This window comes from Parafrigoribacterium humi (genome assembly GCF_040227205.1).
Classification (GTDB): domain Bacteria; phylum Actinomycetota; class Actinomycetes; order Actinomycetales; family Microbacteriaceae; genus Parafrigoribacterium_A; species Parafrigoribacterium_A humi.
In genome coordinates this window covers 95,822-119,920 of sequence record NZ_JBELOA010000009.1, presented here as the reverse complement: position 1 = coordinate 119,920, position 24,099 = coordinate 95,822, and the positions used below count along the sequence as shown (strand labels likewise).

The window sequence follows — 24,099 nt, the reverse complement described above, 5'->3', positions numbered from 1 at the left end:
ACAAGGACTACCAACGACAATGAAAAACGCCCCCACCATCCGGTGAGGGCGTCCTCGATGTCTCAAGACATCTGTCCTCAATGACTGAAGACATCACACTGTCGGGCTGACAGGATTTGAACCTGCGACCCCCTGACCCCCAGTCAGGTGCGCTACCAAGCTGCGCTACAGCCCGTTTCTCCGCACGCGGAGCAACCTCACCATAGTAACGGTTGCTGGAGCATCCACTTGACACTGTCTGAGGTCTGGCACGCTCCGGATACTCGACTCAGGCTGCGCCATCGGCCGCCGCACGCAGGGCCGCGACGTCGATCTTCACCATCTGCATCATCGCCTGCATCGCGCGCCTCGCCCGCTCGGGATCCGGGTCGCTGAGCAACTCCCCCATCTCCTTGGGCACGATCTGCCACGACAGGCCGAACCTGTCGCACAGCCAGCCGCACGCTACGGGGCGACCTCCGCCCTCGAGCAGGCGGTCCCAGGCGTCGTCCACCTCATCCTGGGTGTCGACGGTCACCGAGATGGAGAACGAATCGGTGAACGGATGATCCGGCCCTCCGTTGAAAGCCTCGAACCGTCCCCCAGCCAACTCGAACGTCACCGACATGATGCTGCCCTCGGGAAACGGCGCACCGGGACCCCATCTCGCCTCGCCCGTGATGCTTCCGTTGAAGATCGAGGTGTACAGCGCCGCCGCTTCCTCCGCCTGGTCGTCGAACCAGAGGAACGGGGTGATCGTCGTGGTCATGGGGAGCTCCTTTGCTTGCGGAACAGCGTAGTTCGCGGGAGGGCAGAGGGCACGGGTTTTCGGTGACGAGGCCTCGATATGGTCGCTGCGCGACCTACTCGACTCGCGGGAAGCGAGGTCTCGACAGGGTCGACCAGCGGAGCAGGTCAGGTGCGCTTGCGGCGCTCGCGCACTCGCATGTTCACGTTGATCGGGCTGCCCTCGAAACCGAAGAGCTCACGCAGGCGCCTGGTGATGAACCTGCGATACTGCGGGTCGAGGAACCCGGTCGTGAACAGCACGAAGGTCGGCGGCCTCGTCGATGCCTGCGTGCCGAACAGGATGCGCGGCTGCTTACCACCGCGAACCGGATGCGGGTGCTCTGCCGTGAGCTCCGCCAGCAGCGCATTGAACTTGCCGGTCGGAATCCGGGTGTCCCACGACTGCAGCGCCAGCTCCAGCGCGGGCACGAGCTTCTCCATGTGCCGTCCGGTGCGAGCCGAGATGTTCACCCGCGGCGCCCAGGAGACGTGGGCGAGATCCTGCTCGATCTCACGCTCCAGATACCGGCGACGGTCATCATCCAGCAGGTCCCACTTGTTGAACGCGAGCACGAGCGCGCGCCCGGACTCCAGCACGAGGTCGATGATGCGCACATCCTGCTCGCTGATCGGCTCGCTCACGTCGAGCATCACCACCGCTACCTCGGCCTTCTCCAGCGCGGCGCTCGTGCGCAGCGACGCATAGAAGTCGGCGCCCTGAGCCAGGTTCATGCGACGGCGGATGCCCGCGGTGTCGACGAAGCGCCACACCTTGCCCGCGATCTCCACCTGTTCGTCCACCGGATCGCGGGTCGTGCCCGCGAGTTCGTTGACGACCACGCGCTCCTTCCCCGCGGCACGGTTGAGCAGCGACGACTTGCCCACGTTCGGCCGGCCGAGGATCGCGACCCGGCGCGGACCGCCCACCTCGTCCTTGGCGACGGCAGACACCTCGGGAAGAATCGTCAGCAGGTGGTCGAGCAGGTCAGCCACCCCCCTGCCGTGCACGGCCGAGACCGGCCACGGGTTGCCGAGTCCGAGGCTCCACAGGGTTGCTGCCTCCGGCTCCTGGCGCACGTCATCGACCTTGTTCGCGGCCAGGATGACGGGCTTCTTCGTCGCGCGCAGCATCCGCACCACGTGCTCGTCCGTCGCCGTCGCCCCCACGTTCGCGTCCACCACGAAGAGCACCGCGTCGGCCAGCTCGATCGCGATCTCGGCCTGCGCCGCGACGGAGGCGTTGATGCCCTTCGCGTCGGGCTCCCACCCGCCCGTGTCGACCAGGGTGAAGCGGCGCTCGTTCCACTCGGCCTTGTAGGTCACGCGGTCACGGGTGACGCCGGGGGTGTCCTGCACGACGGCCTCGCGGCGACCCAGGATGCGGTTCACCAGCGCAGACTTGCCCACGTTCGGCCTACCCACGATCGCCAGAACCGGCAGCGCGGGCAGGTAGACGATCGCGTCGGGGTCGTCGCTCGCGGAATCGAGCAGCTCGAGGTCTTCGTCGTCGAGCTCGTACTCACTGAGGCCCTGGCGGAGCGTGTCCGCACGCTGGGCCGCTTCCGCCTCGTCGAGCGCGCCGAGCTTCTCGACCAGGTGCGGGTCGAGTTCGGGGAAGTCGTCGGGTGTGCCGGTGTCTGCCATGGTTATTCCTTAAAGTTTTGACGTGCTGAGGTATACAACCGACTTCGCAGGCTCAGTCGGCGCTGGCGTCGCGGGATCGCTCCGCGCTCCTTATAGCTCCAGCGCGCTCGACCAGCGAGTTACGCACGAGATCGACGACCGCCGCAACGGTCTGGTCGAAGTCGAGAAAAGTCGAGTCGAGGGTTGTGACGCCCTCTGCGGCGTTGAGGAAGTCGACGACGCGCAAGTCCTGCGCATCCCTCGCGCTGAGTTGCTCTCCGACGAGCTGGGCCGATTGCCCGGTGACCTCGGCGGAACGCCTCGCCATTCTAGCCTCTTCGGATGCGGTCAGCAGAATCCGCACCCGGGCATCCGGCGCGACGACGGTCGTGATGTCCCGCCCCTCCGTGATCACACCGGGCCGGTCACCCCGCGCGATGATGTCGCGGAACAGCGCCGTGAGGTGCGCGCGCACGGCGGGCACCCGCGCGATCTTGCTCACCTCAGCAGAGACGCGGGGGTCGCGGATCGCGTCCGTGACATCCGCCTCACCCACCCGCACGTAATAGTCGTCCGGGTCGACCCCGATCTCGTAGTCGAAGCTCGACAGTGCCGCCGTGACGGCGTCGGCGTCCTCGAGATCGACCCCGGCGCCCAGCGCGTGCCAGGTGAAGGCACGGTAGGCCGCCCCGGTATCCTGGTAGTCGAAGCCGAGCGCGCGCGCCGCAGCCCTGCTCACGCTGGACTTGCCGCTGCCCGCGGGGCCGTCGATCGCGACCACTGTTCTCGTCACTGCCACGCCTCCGCGATCTTCCAGCCACGTGACTCCAGTTCGGCGACCAAGGTGGGCGCCACCTCCGGCAGCACGGAGACCTCCGCGAGACCCACCGGAGCCCCGGGCGAGTGCTCGAGGCGCAGGTCTTCGAGGTTGACCCCGATCTCGCCCATCTCGGTGAACAGGCGGCCTAGCTCCCCTGGCACGTCATCGACGAGCACGACCAGCCGACTGAAACGCCGGTCCTGCCCGTGCTTGCCCGGGATCCGCGCGACGCCGGCATTGCCCGCGGCGAGCGCCTCGGCCAGGGCGCGCCTGGCCCCGGGAGCGGACGGGGTGTCGAGCACCTCGAGCAGCCCGTCCAGGTCGTCGCGGTAGCGCCGCAGGATGTCTGTGACCGACTCCGCGTTCGACCCCAAAATCTGCACCCAGAGCTCCGGGTTGCTGCCCGCGATCCGCGTCGTGTCCCTCAGTCCCTGGCCGCTCAGTGACATCGCCGCCTCGCTGCTGCCGACGAGCTGCTTCGCCAGGAGCGACGAGATCAGCTGCGGCACGTGCGAGACGAGCGCGACGCTCTTGTCGTGCTCCTCCGCCGCCATCTCCACGGGCACGGCACCGAGATCCAGAATGAGGTCTTCGATCACGCGAAGCTGCGCGGTCGAGTTGCCCTCGTGCGGGGCCACCACCCACGGGCGACCGATGAACAGGTCCGCGCGCGCGGAGATCGCTCCCCCGCGCTCCCGGCCTGCGAGCGGATGCGACCCCAGGTAGCGACCGAGCTCGGCCCCCAGCGCCCGCAGCTCCGTCAGCGGCCCGAACTTCACGCTTGCCACATCGGTCACGAGTGCGTTCGGGTACCCCTGCAGTTCCGCGGCCACGACGGTCGCAATGACGTCCGGCGGCACCGCGACCACGATGAGCGACGGGTCATCGGAATCCCGCGCAGCGCGACCGGCACCGTAGTCGATCGCGAGATGGAGGTTGGCGGGCGAGGCGTCGTGCACGATGACGTCGACGCCCTTGCTCCGCAGTCCGAGCCCGATGCTCGCGCCGAGAAGCCCGGCGCCGACCACGCGAACCTGCCCGTGAACCCTGCTGTCGTCCATGCCTACTCTTCCTGCTCGTCTGCGCCGACCGCGTTCACGGCTGCGTGCGCACCATGTTCCTTCGCGGTGCGCGCGATCGTGAGGATCTGCCCGAGCTCCGCTTTGCTCAGGTCGCGCAGCTCACCCTGCGCGAGCGTGCCGAGGTGCAGCGGACCGAACTGGCGGCGCACGAGGTCGATCACCGGGTGCCCGACCTCGTCGAGCATCCGCCTCACGATGCGATTGCGGCCCGAGTGCAGCGTGATCTCGACCATTGTCTCGCGCTCCCCCGCGCGCCCCACGATGCGGGCCTTGTCCGCGGCAATGGGGCCGTCTTCGAGCTCCAGGCCGCTGGTCAGCCGCGAGATCACCTGCGGCATGACCCGCCCGTGCACCTTCGCGATGTAGGTTTTCATCACTCCGAACGACGGATGCGCGAGCACGTGAGCGAGTTCGCCGTCGTTGGTGAGGATGAGCAGTCCCGAGGTCTGCGCGTCGAGGCGACCGACGTTGAACAGGCGCTCCTCGTAGCGCGAGACGAAGCGGCTGAGGTCGGGGCGGCCGCGCTCATCCTTCAGCGAACTCACGACGCCGACGGGCTTGTTCAGCATGAGGTACCTGCGGGAGGTGTCGAGCTGGATGGCGACGCCGTCCACGGCCACGCGATCCGATTCCGAGACCCGCCTGCCCGGCTCCGTCACGACCTCGCCGTTCACCTCGACCCTGCCCGCGGCGATCAGGTCTTCGGAGACACGCCTGGACGCAACCCCGGCCGCCGCCATGAGCTTCTGCAGCCGTACGCCCTCCGGTACAGCATCCTCAGCGGACATCGTCGAAACCCTCCGAGCCGTCGGCGAGCAGCGGCGAGATCCTCGGCAGCTCCTCGATCGAGTTGATACCGAGCTGCGAGAGCAGCAGTTCGGTGGTCTCGTAGTGGATGGCACCGGTCTCGCTGTCGGTGAACGCCTCGGTGATGAGGCCGCGGCCGAGCAGCGTGCGCACGACTGAGTCGACGTTGACTGCGCGGATCGACGCGATGGACCCGCGAGTGATCGGCTGCTTGTAGGCGATCACCGCGAGAGTCTCGAGCGCCGCCTGCGAAAGCTTCGTCGGGTTCTGGGTGAGCACGAAGTCGCGCACCACCTCGTCGAACTCCCCGCGCACGTAGATGCGCCAGCCACCGGCGACCTCGCGCAGTTCGAAGCCGCGACGAACGCCGCCGTCCTCGCCGTCGAAGTCCGCAACGAGCGCGGCAATGGCGGTGTGCACCTCCGCGACCGGCACTCCCAGGGAGGAGGCGAGCGACACGACTCCCTGCGGCTCATCGGCCACCATGAAAATCGCCTCGAGGCTTCTCTCGAGTTCATCAGTTGTCATAGTCGGCCCCCAGTGTTGCCAGGCTCTCCTCAGACCACTGCTGCGCGGTCCAGCGAATGGTGAGCTCGCCGAGCGGTTCGAGCTGGTCGAAGGAGATGGATGCACCTCGATACAGTTCGAGCACGGCGAGAAAGCGCGCCACGATGACGCCCTTCTGCTCTGCACCCGCGATCAGCTGGCGAAAGGTCATCGGCTCGCCGCGGCGCAGCAACGCGACAACGTGGGCCGCCTGCTCGCGGATGCTCACCAGCGGCGCGTGCAGATGGTCCAGCCCCACGGTCGGCAGCTCTCGTGGCACGAACGCAAGGGCCGCGAGTGCCGCGAAATCATCCGGGGTGAGGGTCCACACGAGCTCGGGTGTCTGTTGGCGGAATCTCTCCTCCAGCCGCACCGAGCGCGCGTGCCTGGTCGACTCGGCATCCAGTTGCCCACTGAACCACACCGTCGCCTCCTTGAACGCGCGGTATTGCAGGAGCCTGGCAAAGAGCAGGTCGCGCGCCTCGAGCAGCGCCACATCCTCTGCGTCGACGAGTTCGCCCTGCGGCAGGAGACCCGCGACCTTGAGGTCGAGCAGTGTCGCGGCGACCACGAGGAACTCGCTCGCCTGGTCGAGCTCCTCCGGGGAGTCGAGCCCGCGGAGGTAGGAGATGAACTCGTCGGTGACCTTGCTGAGCGACACCTCGGTGATGTCGAGTTCGTGCTTGCCGATGAGCGACAGAAGCAGGTCGAACGGCCCACTGAAGTTGCTCAGGCTCACCGAGAATCCCGGCGCCTCGGCCTCCGGCTCAGCCACGGTCATCGCGGCGCTAGGCCGCAGCGCCACGAGCTATCAACTCTCTCGCGAGCTGACGGTAGGCCTCGGATGCGGGGTGATCCGGCGCGAAGGTCGTGATCGGCGCTCCGGCGACGCTCGCATCCGGGAACTTCACGGTGCGGCCGATGACCGTCTCGAACACCCGGTCGCCGAAGGTCTCGACGACCCGCTCGAGCACCTCGCGCGAGTGCAGGGTGCGCGAGTCGTACATGGTCGCGAGGATGCCGTCGAGCTGGAGACTCGGGTTCAGGCGATCCTTCACCTTCTCGATGGTCTCCACGAGCAGCGCGACACCGCGCAGCGCGAAGAACTCGCACTCCAGCGGGATGAGCACGCCGTGACTCGCGGTCAGGGCGTTCACGGTGAGGAGTCCGAGCGACGGCTGGCAGTCGATGAGGATGATGTCGTACTGGTCGCTCACCTTGCGTAGCACCCCGGCAAGGATCTGCTCGCGTGCGACCTCGTTCACAAGGTGTACCTCCGCGGCAGACAGGTCGATGTTCGCCGGGATCACGTCAAGATTCTCGGTGGTCGTCTTCTGGATCGCCGCGTTCGGATCCTTCACCGTGCCGAGCATGAGGTCGTAGATGTTCGGTACGTCGTGGATCGGCACACCGAGCCCCGCAGACAGCGCGCCCTGCGGGTCGAAATCCACCGCAAGAACGCGGCGACCGTAGCCGGCGAGGGATGCGCCCAGGCTGATGGCCGTCGTGGTCTTGCCGACGCCGCCCTTCTGGTTGCACAGGGCGATGATGCGCGCCGGTCCGTGACTCTTCAACGGCGCGGGAGCGGCGAAGGTGCGGAGCGGTCGTCCGGTCGGCCCCGTCTCGGCGACGTCGATACCCGAGAGCTTTTCGGCCGTGGTGTCCCGTTCCGCTGTCATCCCGACATTCCCTTACTGTTAGTCCCCGACCGGTACCGATTCACACGATTCTACCCGTGCGCGGGGGCAGTTTCGGGATGCGCGAAGCCGCCCGTCGCGGAGTCAGCGAGCCCGCGGGTGGGCGGTCGTGTACATGTCGCGCAGCGTATCTGCCGTGACGAGCGTGTAGATCTGGGTGGTCGCGACGGACGAGTGGCCGAGCAGCTCCTGCACGACCCGCACATCCGCCCCGCCCGCGAGCAGGTGCGTCGCAAAGGAGTGCCGGAAGGTGTGCGGCGAGATCTCGATGCCCAGCTGCGCCTTCTCCGCCCGCGCGCGGATGATGAGCCACGCGTTCTGGCGCGAGACGCGCTGGCCGCGCGCCCCGAGGAACAGCGCGGGGGTTGACTTTCCCGTGGCGGAGAGGGCAGGTCGCGCACGCACGAGATAGGCGTCGAGGGCGGCGCGTGCGAAGCTGCCGAGGGGCACGATCCGCTCCTTGCCGCCCTTGCCGAACAGGCGGATCATGTCTCCGCTGCGCAGGGGCTGCTCACCTGCGTCGGTGTCGTCGCGCGTTTCGTCGTGCGTTTCGTCGCTCGTGAACACGTCATCCACATTGAGGCCGACCGCCTCCGAGATCCGGGCGCCCGTCGCGTACAGCAGCTCGAGCAGCGCGCGATCGCGCAGGGACAGGATGTCGTCGCCGGCCGCCGCGTCGAGCACCGCGGCCATCTGCTCCACGGTGATCGCCTTGGGCAGTCGGCTGGCGAGCTTCGGCGCACGCACGTTCGCCGCGGCATCCGTGTCGACGATGCCCTCGTCCACGAGAAAGCGGTGGAAGTTGCGCACGGAGGAGAGCATCCGCGCGACAGAGGATGCCGTGAGCGGGGCATCCTCGCGCGTCCGCAGTTCCTGGGTGAAGGCCGAGACGTCCGCGCTCGTGATCGCTCCGGGAGCCGCGACGCCACGGGCATCCAGCACGGCGAGATACGCGGCGAGATCACGCCGATAGGCCGCAACGGTATTGGCGGAGAGCCCGCGTTCGATGGAGACGTGACGCAGGTAGCGATCGACACAGCGGTCGAGCGTCGTTGTCGCGCCATTCCCCACCCCGGGCACGTGCGCCTTCAGTCCCTGGTGCCGCGCCGGGAGCGATGGGGCCAGTCGGCGTTCGCGTCGCCCAGGGTCGCCCAACCGCGAGCGCGCGACGCCTGAGCCGCGAGCGCCGCAAGGCCGAGGATGGAGTTGCCGACCCTGCGGTCGAGCACCGCGTCGACGATGTCGTCGATGCTCACCCAGCGGGTCTCGAGCTCGGCCTCTTCCTCGGTGCGATCGAACGCCTTCGTCGCGCTCAGCCCGCGGGCGAGATACACCCGAATCGCCTCGGTGCTTCCCCCGGGCGAGGTGAAGAAGTCGGCGAGCACCGACCACTCCGTCGCACTCAGGTCGGCTTCTTCCGCGAGCTCACGCTGGGCGGCACCAAGCGGATCCTCCCCGGGCATATCGAGCAGCCCGGCCGGGATCTCCCAGTCGCGCAGGCCGATCGGGTGCCGGTACTGGCGGATGAGCATGGCCCGTTCGTCCGCGTCGAGCGCGAGAATCGCCACGGCACCGGTGTGATCCACATACTCGCGCGAGATCTCGGAGGAGCCAAATGCGAACCGATCCCTGCGCACATCCCACACGTGACCGTGGAACTGCTCACCGCTGTCCACCACGGTCACCGCAAACGGCTCATCCACCAGTTCGTCGTCCGGCAGCACGCTCTCGGGCATCTGTGCTCAGGCGTCCTTGACTTCGAAGAGCCGGCTGGACTGCTGGCGAGCGAGAGCCGCGCCGATGAGTCCGGCGAAGAGCGGGTGCGCGTGGTTCGGCCGCGACCGCAGTTCCGGATGCGCCTGGGTGCCGAGGTAGAACGGGTGGACGTCGCGCGGAAGCTCGACGTTCTCCACGAGCGTGCCGTCCGGGGAGACGCCGGAGAAGACGAGCCCGGCATCCGCGATCTGTGCGCGGTAGGCGTTGTTGACCTCGTAGCGGTGGCGGTGACGCTCGGAGACCTCGCTCGACCCGTATGCCGCTGCGGTGATGGAACCCGTCTCGAGCTTGGCGGGGTAGAGGCCCAGCCGCATGGTTCCACCCATGTCGCCACCGGCGATGATGTCCACCTGTTCGGCCATTGTCGCGATGACGGGGTACTCGGTGTCCGGGTCGAACTCCGACGAGGATGCTCCGGTGAGTCCGACAACGTTGCGCGCGTATTCGATGACCATGCACTGCAGGCCGAGGCACAGGCCGAGCGCGGGAATCTGGTTCTCGCGCGCGAACTTCAGTGCACCGAGCTTGCCCTCGATGCCACGCACGCCGAAACCACCGGGGACGCAGATGCCGTCGAGTTCGGCGAGCAGCTTCGCGGCGCCCTCAGGCGTCTCGCACTCGTCGGACGGGATCCAGTGGATCTTGACCTTCGACTGCTGCGCAAAACCGCCGGCCCGAAGCGCCTCGGTGACCGAGAGGTAGGCGTCAGGCAGGTTGATGTACTTGCCGACCAGCCCGATGTTCACCTCGTACTTCGGCTCGTGCACAGCCTTCAACAGTTCGCCCCAACCCGCCCAGTCGACGTCGTTCGCCTCGACTCCGAAGTGCTCGATGATGTAGCTGTCCAGACCCTGGTCGTGCAGCATCGTCGGGATGTCGTAGATACTGGGCACGTCCACCGCGTTCACGACGGCCTCGGGATCCACGTCGCACATGAGCGCGATCTTGCGGTTCATCGACTCCGGCACCGTGCGGTCGCTGCGCAGCACGATCGCATCTGGTTGGATACCGATGGACCGCAGTGCAGCGACCGAGTGCTGGGTCGGCTTGGTCTTCTGCTCGCCAGCCGCGTTGAGGTACGGCACGAGCGAGACATGCACGAAGAAGCAATTCGCCCTGCCGATCTCGTGACGCACCTGCCGCGCCGCCTCGAGGAACGGCAGCGACTCGATGTCGCCGACGGTGCCGCCGATCTCGGTGATGATCACGTCCGGCTTCGGGTCGTTATATGACTGCAGACGCATACGACGCTTGATCTCGTCGGTGATGTGCGGAATGACCTGCACCGTGTCTCCGAGGTACTCTCCTCGGCGCTCCTTGGCGATCACGGTCGAATAGATCTGGCCGGTCGTCACGTTGGCGGCCTGGCTGAGATTGATATCGAGGAACCGCTCGTAGTGGCCGATGTCCAGGTCGGTCTCGGCGCCGTCATCCGTCACGAAGACTTCTCCGTGCTGGAACGGGTTCATCGTTCCGGGATCCACGTTCAGATAGGGATCCAGCTTCTGCATGACGACCCGCAGTCCACGCGAGGTCAGAAGGTTACCGAGGCTAGCGGCGGTAAGCCCCTTGCCGAGAGACGATACGACGCCTCCGGTGACGAAAATGTGCTTTGTTGTCTCCGTGCTTCGATTTACCACCACGGGGTTTTAGCCTATCACCGCGAAGCCCCCGCACCGCGGAGACGACACCCCCGAAACTACGCCGAAAGCGTTCGCGCGGTCTCGATGAGTTCTCGCGCGTGCGTGAGTCCGCTCTCGGAGTCGGCGAGCCCGGAGAGCAGCCTCGCCATCTCGGCGACGCGCTCCTCCCCCTGCAATTGCTGCACGCTGCTCGCGGTGACCTCACCGTCGCTGTCCTTGACGACGCGGAGGTGGTTGGTCGAAAAGGCCGCGACCTGCGCGAGATGCGTGACCACGATCACCTGTGCGGACTGTGCGAGCCTCGCCAGTCTCTTGCCGATCTCGATGGCGGATGCCCCGCCGACTCCTGCGTCGACCTCGTCGAAGACGAAGGTCGGCACCGGGTCGCTCGCGGCGATCACCACCTCGATCGCGAGCATGACCCGCGAGAGCTCGCCGCCGGATGCACCCCGTCCGAGCGGGCGAGGTTCCGCCCCCGGGTGCGGCTGCAGCAGGATCGACACCTGGTCCCGTCCGCTGCGCCCGAACTCCGGCCGTTCCTGAACCTCGACGCTGAGCTTCGCGTCGGGCATCGCCAGCGCCACGAGTTCTGCCGTGACCTGCTCTGCGAGCCTGGCCCCGGCATCCCGTCGAAGTGCGCTCAGCTGGCCTGCGAGCTCGCCCAGTCTCGTGTGGTCTGCGTCCACCTCGCCGCGCAGTATCTCGATGCGGTCAGAGTCGTTGTCCAGTTCGAGCAGCCTGCTGCTCCCGGAATCCAGATAGTCGATCGCGTCGTCGAGGGTCGGACCGTACTTGCGCACGAGCGAGGCGAGCGCGGCGCGGCGCTCCTGCACCGTCTCGAGCTCGCGGCCGCCGTCGGAGTCGAGGCCGCCGAGATAGCTCGAGAGCTGGGCGGAGATGTCTGCGACGGCGAACGCCGCGTTCGTGATCGCCTCGGCGATCGGTACGAGCGCCGGATCATGGCCGGACACCCGCTCGAGCTGCCGTTTCGCCCCGTCGAGCAGCGCAATCACGTCGACGACCTCGTCGACGCCCTGCGCGGAGATGAGTTCGTGGGCCTGAGCGGCCGCAAGCCGAAGATCCTCGAGGTTCGCGAGTCGCTCTGCACTCTCGGCGAGCTCTGTGTCTTCTCCCCGACGCGGCGCTGCCTCCTCGATCTCAGCCATCGCGATGCGCAGGTCTTCCGCCTCGCTTGCGCGTCGGTCGCTCTCTGTCACAAGGATGTCGAGCTCGGCCTGCTTCGACTGCCAGCGGTCGTAGACCTCGCGGTAATCGCCCAACAGCGCGGCGAGCGCAGCGCCGGCGAAACGGTCGAGCGCCTGGCGCTGCGCCGCCCGGGAGCGGAGCCGGTTCTGCTCGGACTGGCCGTGGACGACGACGAGCTGCTGGCCGATCTCCCCCAGCACCCCGGCGGGAGCGGCGCGTCCGCCGACAACGGCACGGCTCCTGCCGTCCTGCGAGATCGATCGCCCGAGAATCAGTTGCGATTGTGACTCGCTGCCCGAGGGGTCGAGCTCGCCGCCGGCCTCGCGCACACGATCGGCGACAGCGCCGTCGGACTCGACCCGCCAGAGACCTTCCACGACCGCAGAGCCCGCGCCCTGGCGCAGTACCGAGCTGTCCGAACGCTCACCCAGCAGCAGGCCGAGGGCCGTCACGACCATCGTCTTTCCCGCTCCGGTCTCGCCCGTGAGGGCGGTGAAACCGGGTCCGAGCGGAAGTTTCGCTTCCCCGATGACACCGAGATTGCGAATGGAGATCTCTTCGATCATGGGGCGGCCGTCTCTTCCTCCGGGCCGCGCCATCCGGCGACCGGGAGCGAGAACTTGTGAACGAGACGATCCGTGAAGGGGCCCGGGTGCAGCCTCGCCAGCCGCACGGGAACGGATGACCGCCGCACGATCACGCGCGCGCCCCGCGGCAGGTCATGGGTCCTGCGCCCGTCGCACCAGAGCACACCGGTGCCCTGCGTGCGGTCGAGGACCTCGACGGCGAAGACGGAATCGGGGCCGACGACGAGCGGACGGGCGAAGAGTGCGTGCGCGCTCAGCGGCACGAGGAGCATCGCGTCGAGGCTCGGCCACACGACCGGGCCGCCAGCCGAGAACGAGTATGCGGTCGACCCCGTGGGCGTCGACATCACCACACCGTCACAGCCGAACGACGACAGCGGACGCCCGTCGACCTCGATGACGACCTCGAGCATCCGCTCTCGGCTCGCCTTCTCCACGGTCGCCTCGTTGAGCGCCCAGGTCTCGTAGACGACCTTGGTGTCGACCTTCACCCGCACCGAGAGCGTCATCCGCTCCTCGACCAGGTAATCGCGGGCGAGTGCTCTGCGCACGGTCTCGCCCAGGTTGTCGCGCTCGCTCTCGGCGAGAAAGCCGACGTGGCCGAGGTTCACACCGAGGAGCGGGGCGGATGACCCGCGCGCCATCTCCGCGGACCGCAGGATCGTGCCGTCCCCGCCGAGGACGATGACGAGCTCCAGTTCGTTGACGGCGACCGACTCGCCCAGAATGGCAAGGGATCCCAGGTCGGGCGCCTGCTCCACGATGTCCGCATACTCGTCTGCCTTCAGCACGGGGATCACGCCCTCGGCGCTCAGTTGACGACACACCTGGACGGCTGCGGCAAGAGATTCCTGCCGCCCGGTGTGAGACACAACCAGAATGTGTCGTGCGGCCACGTGTCGCTCCTAGTGCTGCGCTTTCGGGAACGCGAGTGTGTTCACCCGGTCAGTCCATTCTGTCGGATTGCTGCCGCCAGCGGCGTTCAACCAGACCAGATACTCGAGGTTTCCCGCGTTTCCGGCGATGGGTGAGGAGATGACGCCGGCCGTTCCGAGGCCGAGGTCCCAGGCTGCCCAGAGCACTCCGCTGATCGCGTCGGCCCGCAGGCCGCCGTCGTGCACGATGCCCTCGCGGATGCCTAGCCTGCCCACCTCGAACTGCGGCTTGACCAACAGCACGTAGTCCGCATCCGTTCCCACCGTGCCCACGAGTGGCGAAAGCACCGTGCGCAGCGAGATGAACGACAGGTCCCCCACCACGAGTGTTGGAAATTCAGGAGAGTGGAGCTGCTCCCGCAACCACTCGCCCGTGATATCGCGGATGTTGAAGCCCTCGATCATCGTGAGTGCGCCATTGTCCTGAATTTCCGAAGCCAGCTGACCGTGGCCGACGTCGATCGCCAGCACGTGTGCCGCGCCGCGCTCGAGCAGCACCTGGCTGAATCCGCCGGTGGAGGCTCCAGCGTCGATGGCCACGCGTCCAGCCGGGTCGACGCCGAAGGCATCCAGTGCGGCGATCAGCTTGTGCGCGGCACGACTGACGTAGTGATCGGATGCCGTCACGGCAATCACCTGCTCGTCACGAACCCGCAGAGAGGCCTTGAACGCCGTCACCCCGTCGACCGTGACAGAACCACCCGCGATGAGCCTCGCGGCATGGGTGCGCGATCGCGCGATGCCACGCTCCGCGAGCGCGCTGTCGAGACGCCTGCCTGCACCGGGTTCGGGATCAGACATGGCGCGCGGGCGCACTTCCATCCTCGAGCGCGGCCTGCAGCTCGTCGTGCAGCTGGGCAAACGCCGCCGCACGCTGGTCGAGCGGCTGGTCCTCGATCACGCGCAGCCTCGGAAGCAGCGCGTTCGTGTCGAGCGCGCCGTCACCGGATGCGATCTCTACCTGCTCCACGATCTGCTCCTCTCGCCCGACTGCGCTTGTCGAATCACCCCTGTCTCCCACGCTACCGGGGGATACCGAGGGCGTCGAGGAGGTTCGGCTCGATGTCGATTCCGTAGATCGCGAGCCCGGACGACCAGATCGCCGCCGTGGCCGCACGGATCAGGTCTATCCGGTCCGCGCCTCCCGCGCCCACGGAGCCCTCGAGCGTCACGCGGTTCTCGACCATGCGCACCGCTGCGGAGCCCACTCGCACCACACCGGACTCGGAGTGTTCCACGGTCGGGTACGGCTGGTCGAGCTGCCGCAGGTCCTCGAGAATGAAATCGGGCCTGGAGCGCTCGTCCGCCGCGAGGAGCTGTTTGGCCCCGTCGATGCCGGTGAGCACGAACACCGAGGGGATGCCCGCGCGATTGGAACCGAGGATGTCGGTGTCGAGACGGTCCCCGATGAACACCGGGTGCTCGGCGCCGAAGCGCGTCACGGCCTCCCGGTAGATCGCCACCTCCGGCTTGCCCGCGACGACGGGAAGACGCCCGACCGCCGAGTGCACGGCAGAGACGAGCGTGCCGTTGCCCGGAGCGATCCCGCGGGCCACCGGGATGGTCCAGTCCGTGTTCGTGGCGACCCACGGGATGCCGCCGCCCTCGACATCGCTGTGCAGAGCGAACGACGCCTCCGCTAGCTGCTCCCAGCCGAGGGTGGTCGCAAAGCCCTGCACCACCGCGGCGGGGTTGTCGAGCGCGGATGCCGTCGGCACAAACCCGGCCTTGACCAGTTCGAAGGTGAGGCCCTCGCCGCCCACCGCCAGCACGACCGCCCCTGCAGGCACGAGCTCGGCGAGCAGGGTGACAGCAGCCTGCGGCGACGTGATGACGTCGTTCGGCTCCACGCTCAGTCCGAGCTGTCGCAGGTGTTCTGCAACGGATGCGTCGGTGCGTGAGGCATTGTTCGTCACGTACCCGACGCGCATCCGCCCCGCCGCGCGGTTGATGCTCTCGACCGCGTACGGAATCGCGCCCGCGCCCTTGTAGACGACACCGTCGAGATCGGCGAGCAGAGCGTCCGCACCGTCAAGAGGGGTTCTGTTGTCGGTGCTCACTCTGATGCTGCTCCTTCGGGCGAAGCGTCCGGCGCCTTGCCGCTGGCCTGGTCGTCGTCATCCTGGTCGACCTCGTCTTCATCGCCGCCGGGCAGGAGTTCCTCCTCCACTTCGACGATGTCCTCGTCGTCCGGGTCGCCGCCGACCGCGAGTGCGGCGGATGCCCGTTCCGAGCGTTCCCACCACTGTTCTGCCTCGTCCGCGCGCCCAAGATCCTCGAGCACGGCCGCGTAGGCGTCGAACAGCCCGGGGCTGTAGGAATACGCGGTCGACGGGTCGAGCTGAGGGATCTCGAGCTCGCGCAGCGCCAGCTCAGTCTCACCGAGATCAAGGCGTGCGCCCGACATCGCGATCGCAAGTTCCACCTGCACATCTGTCGCGAGCGTGGAGCGCTCGACGGAGCGACCAAGCTCGAGCGCCTTGTCGGGGCGCCCCATCCCTCGCTCGCTGTCGACCATCATCGGGAGCTGATCGTTCCTGCCCGAGATCCGGCGGTACGTGCGCAGCTCGCGCAGCGCGAGCGCGAAATCACCGGTCGTGTACGCCGTGATGGCGAGCGTCTCCCGCACCACCGCGATGCGGCCGGCACGACGCGCGGCAGACACGGCGTGTTTGTGCGCCAGCTCCGGGTCGCTGTCGATCAGCCGCGCAACCATTACCAGGTGGTTGGCGACGCCCTCGGCGTTCTCCTTGCTCAGGGTCTTGAGCTGTGCCCGGGCCACTCGATCGAGTTCAGCGGGTTTGACGTCCTCCGGAACGACCGGCTCATCGTGCCTGGGCCGCACCGAGCGGGTGCCGTACGGATCGGGATCCGGCGGAAGCTCACGCTCGCGCGCACCGCGGTCTCCGCGCGCAGGAGCCCCGTCGCGGGTCCAGAGTCGCTTCTCGTTGCTGTCGGCACGTCCACCACCGGATCGCCCACCATCAGCTTGTCCACCGCTGGAGCGCCCGCTACTCGGTCGACCACCGCTGGAGCGCCCGTTGTCGGGACGTCCGCTGTAGGGACGTCCACCGCTGGGTCGCCCTCCGCGCGGCTTGCCACCTGGCCGCCTGCCGCGGTCTCCCGATTCACTCACGAGCTTCTCCTGTTGTCCAAAGTGCAGCGTGCCGGCCCGACGAGCTCGTAACGCGTTAAAGCAAAATGGCCACCCTTGCGGGTGGCCATCTTACAAAGAAGTCCGGCGGTGTCCTACTCTCCCACAGGGTCCCCCCTGCAGTACCATCGGCGCAGAGAGTCTTAGCTTCCGGGTTCGGAATGTAACCGGGCGTTTCCCTCTCGCTATGGCCGCCGAAACACTATTGATTTATGTATCAGTTCATAGCCAGAACCTCATCCAAAGAATCAGGTTCTGGGATGATCCCCGACCGTAAATCGGGAACCACAAAGTGGACGCGAGCGCTCTATCTCAAGGATAGAAATTGTTATCAAGTTATTGGCTTATTAGTACAGGTCAGCTCCATGCGTCTTTAGTCCGCACTTCCACATCCTGCCTATCAACCCGGTAGTCTAGCCGGGAGCCTCTCCCCCTAAGGGATGGAAATCTCATCTTGAAGCTGGCTTCCCGCTTAGATGCTTTCAGCGGTTATCCATACCGAACGTAGCTAATCAGCGGTGCTCCTGGCGGAACAACTGACACACCAGAGGTTCGTCCATCCCGGTCCTCTCGTACTAGGGATAGATCTTCTCAAATTTCCTGCGCGCGCAGAGGATAGGGACCGAACTGTCTCACGACGTTCTAAACCCAGCTCGCGTACCGCTTTAATGGGCGAACAGCCCAACCCTTGGGACCTACTCCAGCCCCAGGATGCGACGAGCCGACATCGAGGTGCCAAACCATGCCGTCGATATGGACTCTTGGGCAAGATCAGCCTGTTATCCCCGAGGTACCTTTTATCCGTTGAGCGACAGCGCTTCCACAAGCCACTGCCGGATCACTAGTCCCGACTTTCGTCCCTGCTCGACTTGTCAGTCTCACAGTCAAGCTCCCTTGTGCACTTACACTCGACACCTGATTGCCAACCAGGTTGAGGGAACCTTTGGGCGCCTCCGTTACTTTTTAGGAGGCAACCGCCCCAGTTAAACTACCCACCAGGCACTGTCCCAGAACCGGATCACGGTTCGTAGTTAGATATCCAAAGTGACCAGAGTGGTATTTCAACAATGACTCCACCTGAACTAGCGTCCAAGCTTCACAGTCTCCCACCTATCCTACACAAGCCACTCCGAACACCAATACCAAGCTGTAGTAAAGGTCACGGGGTCTTTCCGTCCTTCTGCGCGTAACGAGCATCTTTACTCGTAGTGCAATTTCGCCGAGTTCGCGGTTGAGACAGCTGGGAAGTCGTTACGCCATTCGTGCAGGTCGGAACTTACCCGACAAGGAATTTCGCTACCTTAGGATGGTTATAGTTACCACCGCCGTTTACTGGGGCTTAAATTCTCAGCTTCGCCTTACGGCTAACCGTTCCTCTTAACCTTCCAGCACCGGGCAGGCGTCAGTCCGTATACATCGTCTTGCGACTTGGCACGGACCTGTGTTTTTAGTAAACAGTCGCTTCCCACTGGTCTCTGCGGCCTTGCGGCGCTCCAGGAGTAAATCCCTTCACGCTTCAGGCCCCCCTTCTCCCGAAGTTACGGGGGCATTTTGCCGAGTTCCTTAACCACGATTCTCTCGATCTCCTTGGTATTCTCTACCTGAACACCTGAGTCGGTTTGGGGTACGGGTGACTTGAACCTCGCGTCGATGCTTTTCTTGGCAGCATAGGATCACTGATTTCGCTCGTAAGAGCTACCCATCGGGTCTCAGCCTTGATGAGAGACGGATTTGCCTATCTCTCGGCCTACATCCTTAGACCGGGACAACCATCGCCCGGCTCAGCTACCTTCCTGCGTCACACCTGTTAATACGCTAACCGCACCAGAACGGGGTCGAGCGTTAGGCCGGAAGCTTCACCCCGAAGGGATCCGTCATCCGGATTAGGACTCTTAGCACTACTGGATTAGTTTGGGCGGTTCTTCGTCAGTACGGGAATATCAACCCGTTGTCCATCGACTACGCCTGTCGGCCTCGCCTTAGGTCCCGACTTACCCAGGGCGGATTAGCCTGGCCCTGGAACCCTTGTTCTTTCGGAGGACGGGTTTCTCACCCGTCTTTCGCTACTCATGCCTGCATTCTCACTCGTGTGGCGTCCACGGCTGGTTTACACCGCCGCTTCGCTCGCCACACGACGCTCTCCTACCACTCCGTGTGCCTGGACGACCAAAAGACCGCCTGGCTAATACACGAAATCTACAACTTCGGTGGTGTGCTTGAGCCCCGTTACATTGTCGGCGCGGAATCACTTGACCAGTGAGCTATTACGCACTCTTTCAAGGGTGGCTGCTTCTAAGCCAACCTCCTGGTTGTCTCTGCAACTCCACATCCTTTTCCACTTAGCACACGCTTTGGGACCTTAGTTGGTAGTCTGGGTTGTTTCCCTCTCGACGATGAAGCTTATCCCCCACCGTCTCACTGCTGCGCTCTCACTTACCGGCATTCGGAGTTTGGCTAACGTCAGTAACCTTTTGGGGCCCATCGGCTATCCAGTAGCTCTACCTCCGGCAAGAAACACGCAACGCTGCACCTAAATGCATTTCGGAGAGAACCAGCTATCACGAAGTTTGATTGGCCTTTCACCCCTATCCACAGCTCATCCCCTCCATTTTCAACTGAAGTGGGTTCGGTCCTCCACGCGCTCTTACACGCGCTTCAACCTGGCCATGGATAGATCACTTCGCTTCGGGTCTAGGACATGCGACTAGATCGCCCTATTCAGACTCGCTTTCGCTACGGCTACCCCACTCGGGTTAACCTCGCCACATATCACTAACTCGCAGGCTCATTCTTCAAAAGGCACGCTGTCACCCCTACTAAGGAGGCTCCAACGGTTTGTATGCAAACGGTTTCAGGTACTATTTCACTCCCCTCCCGGGGTACTTTTCACCTTTCCCTCACGGTACTTGTCCGCTATCGGTCATCTGGGAGTATTTAGGCTTATCAGGTGGTCCTGACAGATTCACACGGGATTTCTCGGGCCCCGTGATACTTGGGATACTCCTTCAGCCATTGCGACATTTCGACTACGGGGCTGGCACCCTCTATGGCGTGGCTTTCAATCCACTTCGTCTATATCGCGCTGTAACTGTTGCAGTACGGCAGTAACTGCTAAGGAGTCCCGCAACCCCGACCATGCAACGCCTGCCGGCTATCACACATGATCGGTTTGGCCTCTTCCGGTTTCGCTCGCCACTACTTACGGAATCGCTTTTGCTTTCTCTTCCTGTGGGTACTGAGATGTTTCACTTCCCCACGTTCCCTCTACCCACCCTATATATTCAGGCGGGAGTCACCAGGTCGTATTGCTACGCCTGGCGGGGTTTCCCCATTCGGAGATCCTCGGATCACAGCTCTATTATCAGCTCCCCGAGGCTTATCGCAGATTTATACGTCCTTCTTCGGCTCCAGATGCCAAGGCATCCACCGTTTGCACTTAGAAACTTGATATCAACAAAATTACACAAAGATCAGCGCATATCACCGAGGTGACATTTTGCTAGATCTAAATGAAGAAGTCTGACTCATACGTCACAACGCCGACTAGGTCTGCGCCATGCCATACGAGCAGCTTCTAAGATGCTCGCGTCCACTGTGTAGTTCTCAAAATACGGGCGGTACCTTGTCTTACCTGTGCCTACCGTGTCACGAGTAATCGTGGGTCGGCGGTTCGCCAGGGATCAAGGTCCGAAGACCGTGATATCCGAAATCCGAGGATCTCAGCCATCGTTGGTCCAGAGGTGGTGTCCGCTTCTCTCGAAGCGGCCCGGTCCCTCAGGACCCAACAGCGTGCAGAAGACCAGGGCGTCGGTGCGAACCGTTCCAATCTTCCGAAGAAGACGTACTGAGTCCAGACTCTCGACCTGGCCACAATGTCAATGTTCCACCCATGAGCGCCACCGGAGAACGTGTGTCTCCGAAATGGCTTGGCTGCTTTGATCGCCTGTATACAGAGCGAGCAGCACGTGCTCCTTAGAAAGGAGGTGATCCAGCCGCACCTTCCGGTACGGCTACCTTGTTACGACTTAGTCCTAATTACCAATCCCACCTTCGACAGCTCCCTCCTTGCGGTTGGGCCACTGGCTTCGGGTGTTACCGACTTTCATGACTTGACGGGCGGTGTGTACAAGGCCCGGGAACGTATTCACCGCAGCGTTGCTGATCTGCGATTACTAGCGACTCCGACTTCATGAGGTCGAGTTGCAGACCTCAATCCGAACTGAGACCGGCTTTTTGGGATTCGCTCCACCTTACGGTATTGCAGCCCTTTGTACCGGCCATTGTAGCATGCGTGAAGCCCAAGACATAAGGGGCATGATGATTTGACGTCATCCCCACCTTCCTCCGAGTTGACCCCGGCAGTCTCCTATGAGTTCCCACCATTACGTGCTGGCAACATAGAACGAGGGTTGCGCTCGTTGCGGGACTTAACCCAACATCTCACGACACGAGCTGACGACAACCATGCACCACCTGTATACCGACCTTGCGGGGAGACTGTTTCCAGCCTTTTCCGGTATATGTCAAGCCTTGGTAAGGTTCTTCGCGTTGCATCGAATTAATCCGCATGCTCCGCCGCTTGTGCGGGCCCCCGTCAATTCCTTTGAGTTTTAGCCTTGCGGCCGTACTCCCCAGGCGGGGAACTTAATGCGTTAGCTGCGACACAGAATCCGTGGAATGGACCCTACATCTAGTTCCCAACGTTTACGGCATGGACTACCAGGGTATCTAATCCTGTTCGCTCCCCATGCTTTCGCTCCTCAGCGTCAGTTACGGCCCAGAGATCTGCCTTCGCCATCGGTGTTCCTCCTGATATCTGCGCATTCCACCGCTACACCAGGAATTCCAATCTCCCCTACCGCACTCTAGTCTGCCCGTACCCACTGCAGGCTGGGGGTTGAGCCCCCAGTTTTCACAGCAGACGCGACAAACCGCCTACGAGCTCTTTACGCCCAATAATTCCGGATAACGCTTGCACCCTACGTATTACCGCGGCTGCTGGCACGTAGTTAGCCGGTGCTTTTTCTGCAGGTACCGTCACTTTCGCTTCTTCCCTACTAAAAGAGGTTTACAACCCGAAGGCCGTCATCCCTCACGCGGCGTTGCTGCATCAGGCTTGCGCCCATTGTGCAATATTCCCCACTGCTGCCTCCCGTAGGAGTCTGGGCCGTGTCTCAGTCCCAGTGTGGCCGGTCACCCTCTCAGGCCGGCTACCCGTCGTCGCCTTGGTGGGCCGTTACCTCACCAACTAGCTGATAGGCCGCGAGTCCATCCTTGACCGAAATTCTTTCCACCCCCTGAAGATGCCTCCGAGGGTCGTATCCGGTATTAGACACCGTTTCCAGTGCTTATCCCAGAGTCAAGGGCAGGTTACTCACGTGTTACTCACCCGTTCGCCACTAATCCAGAGGAGCAAGCTCCTCTTTCATCGTTCGACTTGCATGTGTTAAGCACGCCGCCAGCGTTCATCCTGAGCCAGGATCAAACTCTCCGTAAATGTTTGATTGCACGGTGACCGAAGTCGCCGGCACATCTAGTGTGTCTCGCCGCCGGAATGGGCGGGCGAAGGCACAAGTTTGAAACTGACAAGAACAAACATCATTGCTGACATTTGCTTTGTTGTTTAATCTGTTTCCAAAGGAATCTCCTGCATCTCCAGCCGCTAGAAACGACCGTCGATGCACGAGGTTTTTGGCATTTGACATTGTGCACGCTGTTGAGTTCTCAAGGATCGGACGCTCCTGAAACTCGACCTCGCAGTTTTGTTTCAGGGCAACTTGTCTACCTTACCACTCTCTAAGTCCCTGTCGTTACCAGTGGTTCGCGACTCGAAAGTCAGCAACCAGTTCGGTAAGACCTGCTCCGAGAGTGGGTCTTTCATCCTATGCTCTCCGGCAGGATTCTTCAAGAGAATCACGTGCTGGTGAGTGGCTGTTGAGGCCGGGATTTAGTCCCTCTTGAGGCCGGAAAGCTCTGCGGCTTTTCCGCACCTTTGGGGTGACAAGTAAGAAGATTACGTGGCCTTCGCGGGTCGTGCAAGTTGGACGTGATCCCGGGCGTGTCGCGCCGTCTGATGGGCCCCACTCACTCGATGAAGACTCCTGCCAGGGTCTTTTTGCCGCGGCGGATCACCGCCAGGCCACCCGGCAGGATCGCCGATCCGACGGTGAGCGCGGCATCCGCGACCTTCTCGTTGTTGAGGTAGACGCCCCCCTGCTCCACGGATCGCCTCGCCTCGCCCAGGCTCGCGCAGAGACCCGTGTCGACGAGGAGCTGCACGACGGTCGCCCCGGCCCCTGCCGTGACGTGTGAAAGCTCACTGAGGGCCGCGCGCAGCGTGTTTTGGTCGAGCTCGGCGAGCTCCCCCTGCCCGAAGAGCGCCTGGGCGGCTGCTATTGCCGCGTTCGTCGCCTCCGCGCCGTGCACGAGCGTCGTGACCTCAAACGCGAGTGTTCGCTGGGCCTCGCGCCTGAAGGGTTCGGTGGCCACCGCATCCTCGAGCCGTTCGATCTCGGCCCGGCTGAGGAAGGTAAAGATCTTGAGCCGTTGGATAACGTCTGCGTCGCCCGTGTTCAACCAGAACTGGTAGAAGGCGTACGGACTCGTGAGCGCTGGATCGAGCCAGACCGCATTGCCCTCGCTCTTGCCGAACTTCGTGCCGTCGGAGTTCGTGATGAGCGGGGTTCCTATCGCGTGCGCGCTGACGCCCTCCGCCCGATGGATGAGATCGGTACCGCTCGTGAGGTTGCCCCACTGGTCCGAGCCTCCGGTCTGCAACACGCAGCCGTAGCTGCGGTAGAGCTCGAGGAAGTCGAGGCCCTGCAGTATCTGGTAGCTGAACTCGGTGTAGCTGATGCCGGCATTCGAATTGAGCCGGGCGCTCACGGCATCCTTCTTGAGCATCGTGCCCACGCGGAAGTACTTGCCGACGTCCCTCAGGAAGTCGATCGCGCTGAGCTGCTCGGTCCAGTCGAGGTTGTTCACCAGCCGAGCGGCGTTCTCCCCCTCGAAACTGAGAAAACGAGACACCTGTGCCTGGAGGTACCCGACCCACTCCCTGACGGTGTCTTTGGTGTTGAGCGTGCGCTCTGCGGTGGGCCGCGGGTCACCGATGAGACCGGTCGATCCGCCGACGAGGCCAAGGGGTTTGTGGCCGGCCAGCTGCAGGCGCCGAAGCAGCAGCAACTGGACGAGGTTGCCGAGGTGCAGGCTCGGCGCCGTCGGATCGAAGCCGCAGTAGTAGGTGATCGCCTCGCCCGCGAGGAGGGCCTTCAGCTCGCGCGCGTCGGTCGAGACGTGCACGAGGCCGCGCCAGACGATCTCATCCCAGACGTCGGCGAAGGAGTCGTCATTGCGCTGGCTGGACACTGCTGCTGAGAGTGGTTCTGACACGCATCAACCGTAGCGGAGGATGCGAAGTTCGCTCCACGAGGTGCCGGGCCTCTGGTCGCCGGC

Annotated in this window: 18 protein-coding genes, 1 tRNA gene and 3 rRNA genes; all 22 read right to left on the bottom strand. The window is 64.1% G+C overall.

The window, feature by feature from the left end:
* Positions 1–101: 101 nt before the first annotated feature.
* Positions 102–175, bottom strand: a tRNA-Pro gene (locus tag ABUA28_RS12860).
* 93 nt (positions 176–268) lie between these two features.
* On the bottom strand, positions 269–748 hold the full coding sequence (locus ABUA28_RS12855; RefSeq protein ID WP_349904585.1) for a VOC family protein: 480 nt from the start codon (positions 746–748) through the stop codon (positions 269–271).
* Positions 749–894: 146 nt separating this feature from the next.
* Positions 895–2,412: a ribosome biogenesis GTPase Der gene (gene der, locus ABUA28_RS12850; RefSeq protein WP_349904583.1), complete on the bottom strand. Its 1,518-nt coding sequence runs from the start codon at positions 2,410–2,412 to the stop codon at positions 895–897.
* A gap of 52 nt (positions 2,413–2,464) precedes the next feature.
* Entirely contained in the window at positions 2,465–3,184 is a 720-nt protein-coding gene (gene cmk / locus ABUA28_RS12845; protein WP_349904582.1) for a (d)CMP kinase, read from the bottom strand.
* Entirely contained in the window at positions 3,181–4,272 is a 1,092-nt protein-coding gene (locus tag ABUA28_RS12840; RefSeq protein WP_349904581.1) for a prephenate dehydrogenase, read from the bottom strand. The genes cmk and ABUA28_RS12840 overlap by 4 nt, the downstream gene beginning before the upstream one ends.
* 2 nt (positions 4,273–4,274) lie before the next feature.
* Positions 4,275–5,081: a pseudouridine synthase gene (locus ABUA28_RS12835; protein WP_349904580.1), complete on the bottom strand. Its 807-nt coding sequence runs from the start codon at positions 5,079–5,081 to the stop codon at positions 4,275–4,277.
* Positions 5,071–5,628: an SMC-Scp complex subunit ScpB gene (scpB, locus tag ABUA28_RS12830; protein ID WP_349904578.1), complete on the bottom strand. Its 558-nt coding sequence runs from the start codon at positions 5,626–5,628 to the stop codon at positions 5,071–5,073. Before scpB ends, ABUA28_RS12835 begins: the two co-directional genes overlap by 11 nt.
* Positions 5,618–6,427, bottom strand: a complete 810-nt coding sequence (locus ABUA28_RS12825; RefSeq protein ID WP_349904593.1) for a segregation and condensation protein A — start codon at positions 6,425–6,427, stop codon at positions 5,618–5,620. The genes scpB and ABUA28_RS12825 overlap by 11 nt, the downstream gene beginning before the upstream one ends.
* Before the next feature lie 7 nt (positions 6,428–6,434).
* Entirely contained in the window at positions 6,435–7,325 is an 891-nt protein-coding gene (locus ABUA28_RS12820) for a ParA family protein (RefSeq protein WP_349904576.1), read from the bottom strand.
* 102 nt (positions 7,326–7,427) lie between these two features.
* On the bottom strand, positions 7,428–8,423 hold the full coding sequence (gene xerD / locus ABUA28_RS12815) for a site-specific tyrosine recombinase XerD (protein ID WP_349904574.1): 996 nt from the start codon (positions 8,421–8,423) through the stop codon (positions 7,428–7,430).
* 8 nt (positions 8,424–8,431) lie between these two features.
* Positions 8,432–9,079 carry an NUDIX hydrolase gene (locus tag ABUA28_RS12810; protein WP_349904573.1) on the bottom strand — a complete coding sequence of 216 codons (648 nt, stop codon included), beginning with the start codon at positions 9,077–9,079 and terminating at the stop codon, positions 8,432–8,434.
* A 6-nt stretch (positions 9,080–9,085) separates the two neighbouring features.
* The gene (locus ABUA28_RS12805) at positions 9,086–10,759 is read right to left on the bottom strand and encodes a CTP synthase (protein ID WP_349904572.1); all 1,674 of its coding nucleotides are present in this window, start codon (positions 10,757–10,759) and stop codon (positions 9,086–9,088) included.
* Positions 10,760–10,818: 59 nt separating this feature from the next.
* The gene (gene recN, locus ABUA28_RS12800; RefSeq protein WP_349904571.1) at positions 10,819–12,534 is read right to left on the bottom strand and encodes a DNA repair protein RecN; all 1,716 of its coding nucleotides are present in this window, start codon (positions 12,532–12,534) and stop codon (positions 10,819–10,821) included.
* Positions 12,531–13,451, bottom strand: coding sequence for an NAD kinase (locus ABUA28_RS12795; RefSeq protein WP_349904570.1), 921 nt, complete (start codon positions 13,449–13,451; stop codon positions 12,531–12,533). The genes recN and ABUA28_RS12795 overlap by 4 nt, the downstream gene beginning before the upstream one ends.
* 9 nt (positions 13,452–13,460) lie before the next feature.
* The gene (locus ABUA28_RS12790; protein ID WP_349904569.1) at positions 13,461–14,291 is read right to left on the bottom strand and encodes a TlyA family RNA methyltransferase; all 831 of its coding nucleotides are present in this window, start codon (positions 14,289–14,291) and stop codon (positions 13,461–13,463) included.
* A complete protein-coding gene (locus tag ABUA28_RS12785) occupies positions 14,284–14,460 on the bottom strand; it encodes a hypothetical protein (protein WP_349904568.1) in 177 nt (58 codons plus the stop codon). The genes ABUA28_RS12790 and ABUA28_RS12785 overlap by 8 nt, the downstream gene beginning before the upstream one ends.
* Before the next feature lie 52 nt (positions 14,461–14,512).
* Complete coding sequence (locus ABUA28_RS12780) at positions 14,513–15,550, bottom strand: HAD-IIA family hydrolase (RefSeq protein ID WP_455430329.1); 1,038 nt, start codon at positions 15,548–15,550, stop codon at positions 14,513–14,515.
* Positions 15,547–16,626: a tetratricopeptide repeat protein gene (locus ABUA28_RS12775; protein WP_349904567.1), complete on the bottom strand. Its 1,080-nt coding sequence runs from the start codon at positions 16,624–16,626 to the stop codon at positions 15,547–15,549. The genes ABUA28_RS12780 and ABUA28_RS12775 overlap by 4 nt, the downstream gene beginning before the upstream one ends.
* Before the next feature lie 100 nt (positions 16,627–16,726).
* A 5S ribosomal RNA gene (gene rrf / locus ABUA28_RS12770) occupies positions 16,727–16,843 on the bottom strand.
* Positions 16,844–16,971: 128 nt separating this feature from the next.
* Positions 16,972–20,094, bottom strand: a 23S ribosomal RNA gene (locus ABUA28_RS12765).
* Between the two features lie 526 nt (positions 20,095–20,620).
* Positions 20,621–22,141, bottom strand: a 16S ribosomal RNA gene (locus ABUA28_RS12760).
* The 16S, 23S and 5S rRNA genes sit together here, the layout of an rRNA operon.
* Before the next feature lie 587 nt (positions 22,142–22,728).
* Positions 22,729–24,036, bottom strand: a complete 1,308-nt coding sequence (gene tyrS / locus ABUA28_RS12755; RefSeq protein ID WP_349904566.1) for a tyrosine--tRNA ligase — start codon at positions 24,034–24,036, stop codon at positions 22,729–22,731.
* Between the last annotated feature and the right edge of the window lie 63 nt (positions 24,037–24,099).

What these genes read in the sequence shown, in the direction of transcription:
- ABUA28_RS12840 (WP_349904581.1), bottom strand. Translation starts at nt 4,272, where the DNA reads ATGGACGACAGCAGGGTTCACGGGCAGGTTCGCGTGGTCGGCGCCGGG.
- scpB (WP_349904578.1), bottom strand. Translation starts at nt 5,628, where the DNA reads ATGACAACTGATGAACTCGAGAGAAGCCTCGAGGCGATTTTCATGGTG.
- ABUA28_RS12855 (WP_349904585.1), bottom strand. Translation starts at nt 748, where the DNA reads ATGACCACGACGATCACCCCGTTCCTCTGGTTCGACGACCAGGCGGAG.
- der (WP_349904583.1), bottom strand. Translation starts at nt 2,412, where the DNA reads ATGGCAGACACCGGCACACCCGACGACTTCCCCGAACTCGACCCGCAC.
- ABUA28_RS12835 (WP_349904580.1), bottom strand. Translation starts at nt 5,081, where the DNA reads ATGTCCGCTGAGGATGCTGTACCGGAGGGCGTACGGCTGCAGAAGCTC.
- ABUA28_RS12825 (WP_349904593.1), bottom strand. Translation starts at nt 6,427, where the DNA reads ATGACCGTGGCTGAGCCGGAGGCCGAGGCGCCGGGATTCTCGGTGAGC.
- ABUA28_RS12810 (WP_349904573.1), bottom strand. Translation starts at nt 9,079, where the DNA reads ATGCCCGAGAGCGTGCTGCCGGACGACGAACTGGTGGATGAGCCGTTT.
- ABUA28_RS12820 (WP_349904576.1), bottom strand. Translation starts at nt 7,325, where the DNA reads ATGACAGCGGAACGGGACACCACGGCCGAAAAGCTCTCGGGTATCGAC.
- ABUA28_RS12790 (WP_349904569.1), bottom strand. Translation starts at nt 14,291, where the DNA reads ATGTCTGATCCCGAACCCGGTGCAGGCAGGCGTCTCGACAGCGCGCTC.
- recN (WP_349904571.1), bottom strand. Translation starts at nt 12,534, where the DNA reads ATGATCGAAGAGATCTCCATTCGCAATCTCGGTGTCATCGGGGAAGCG.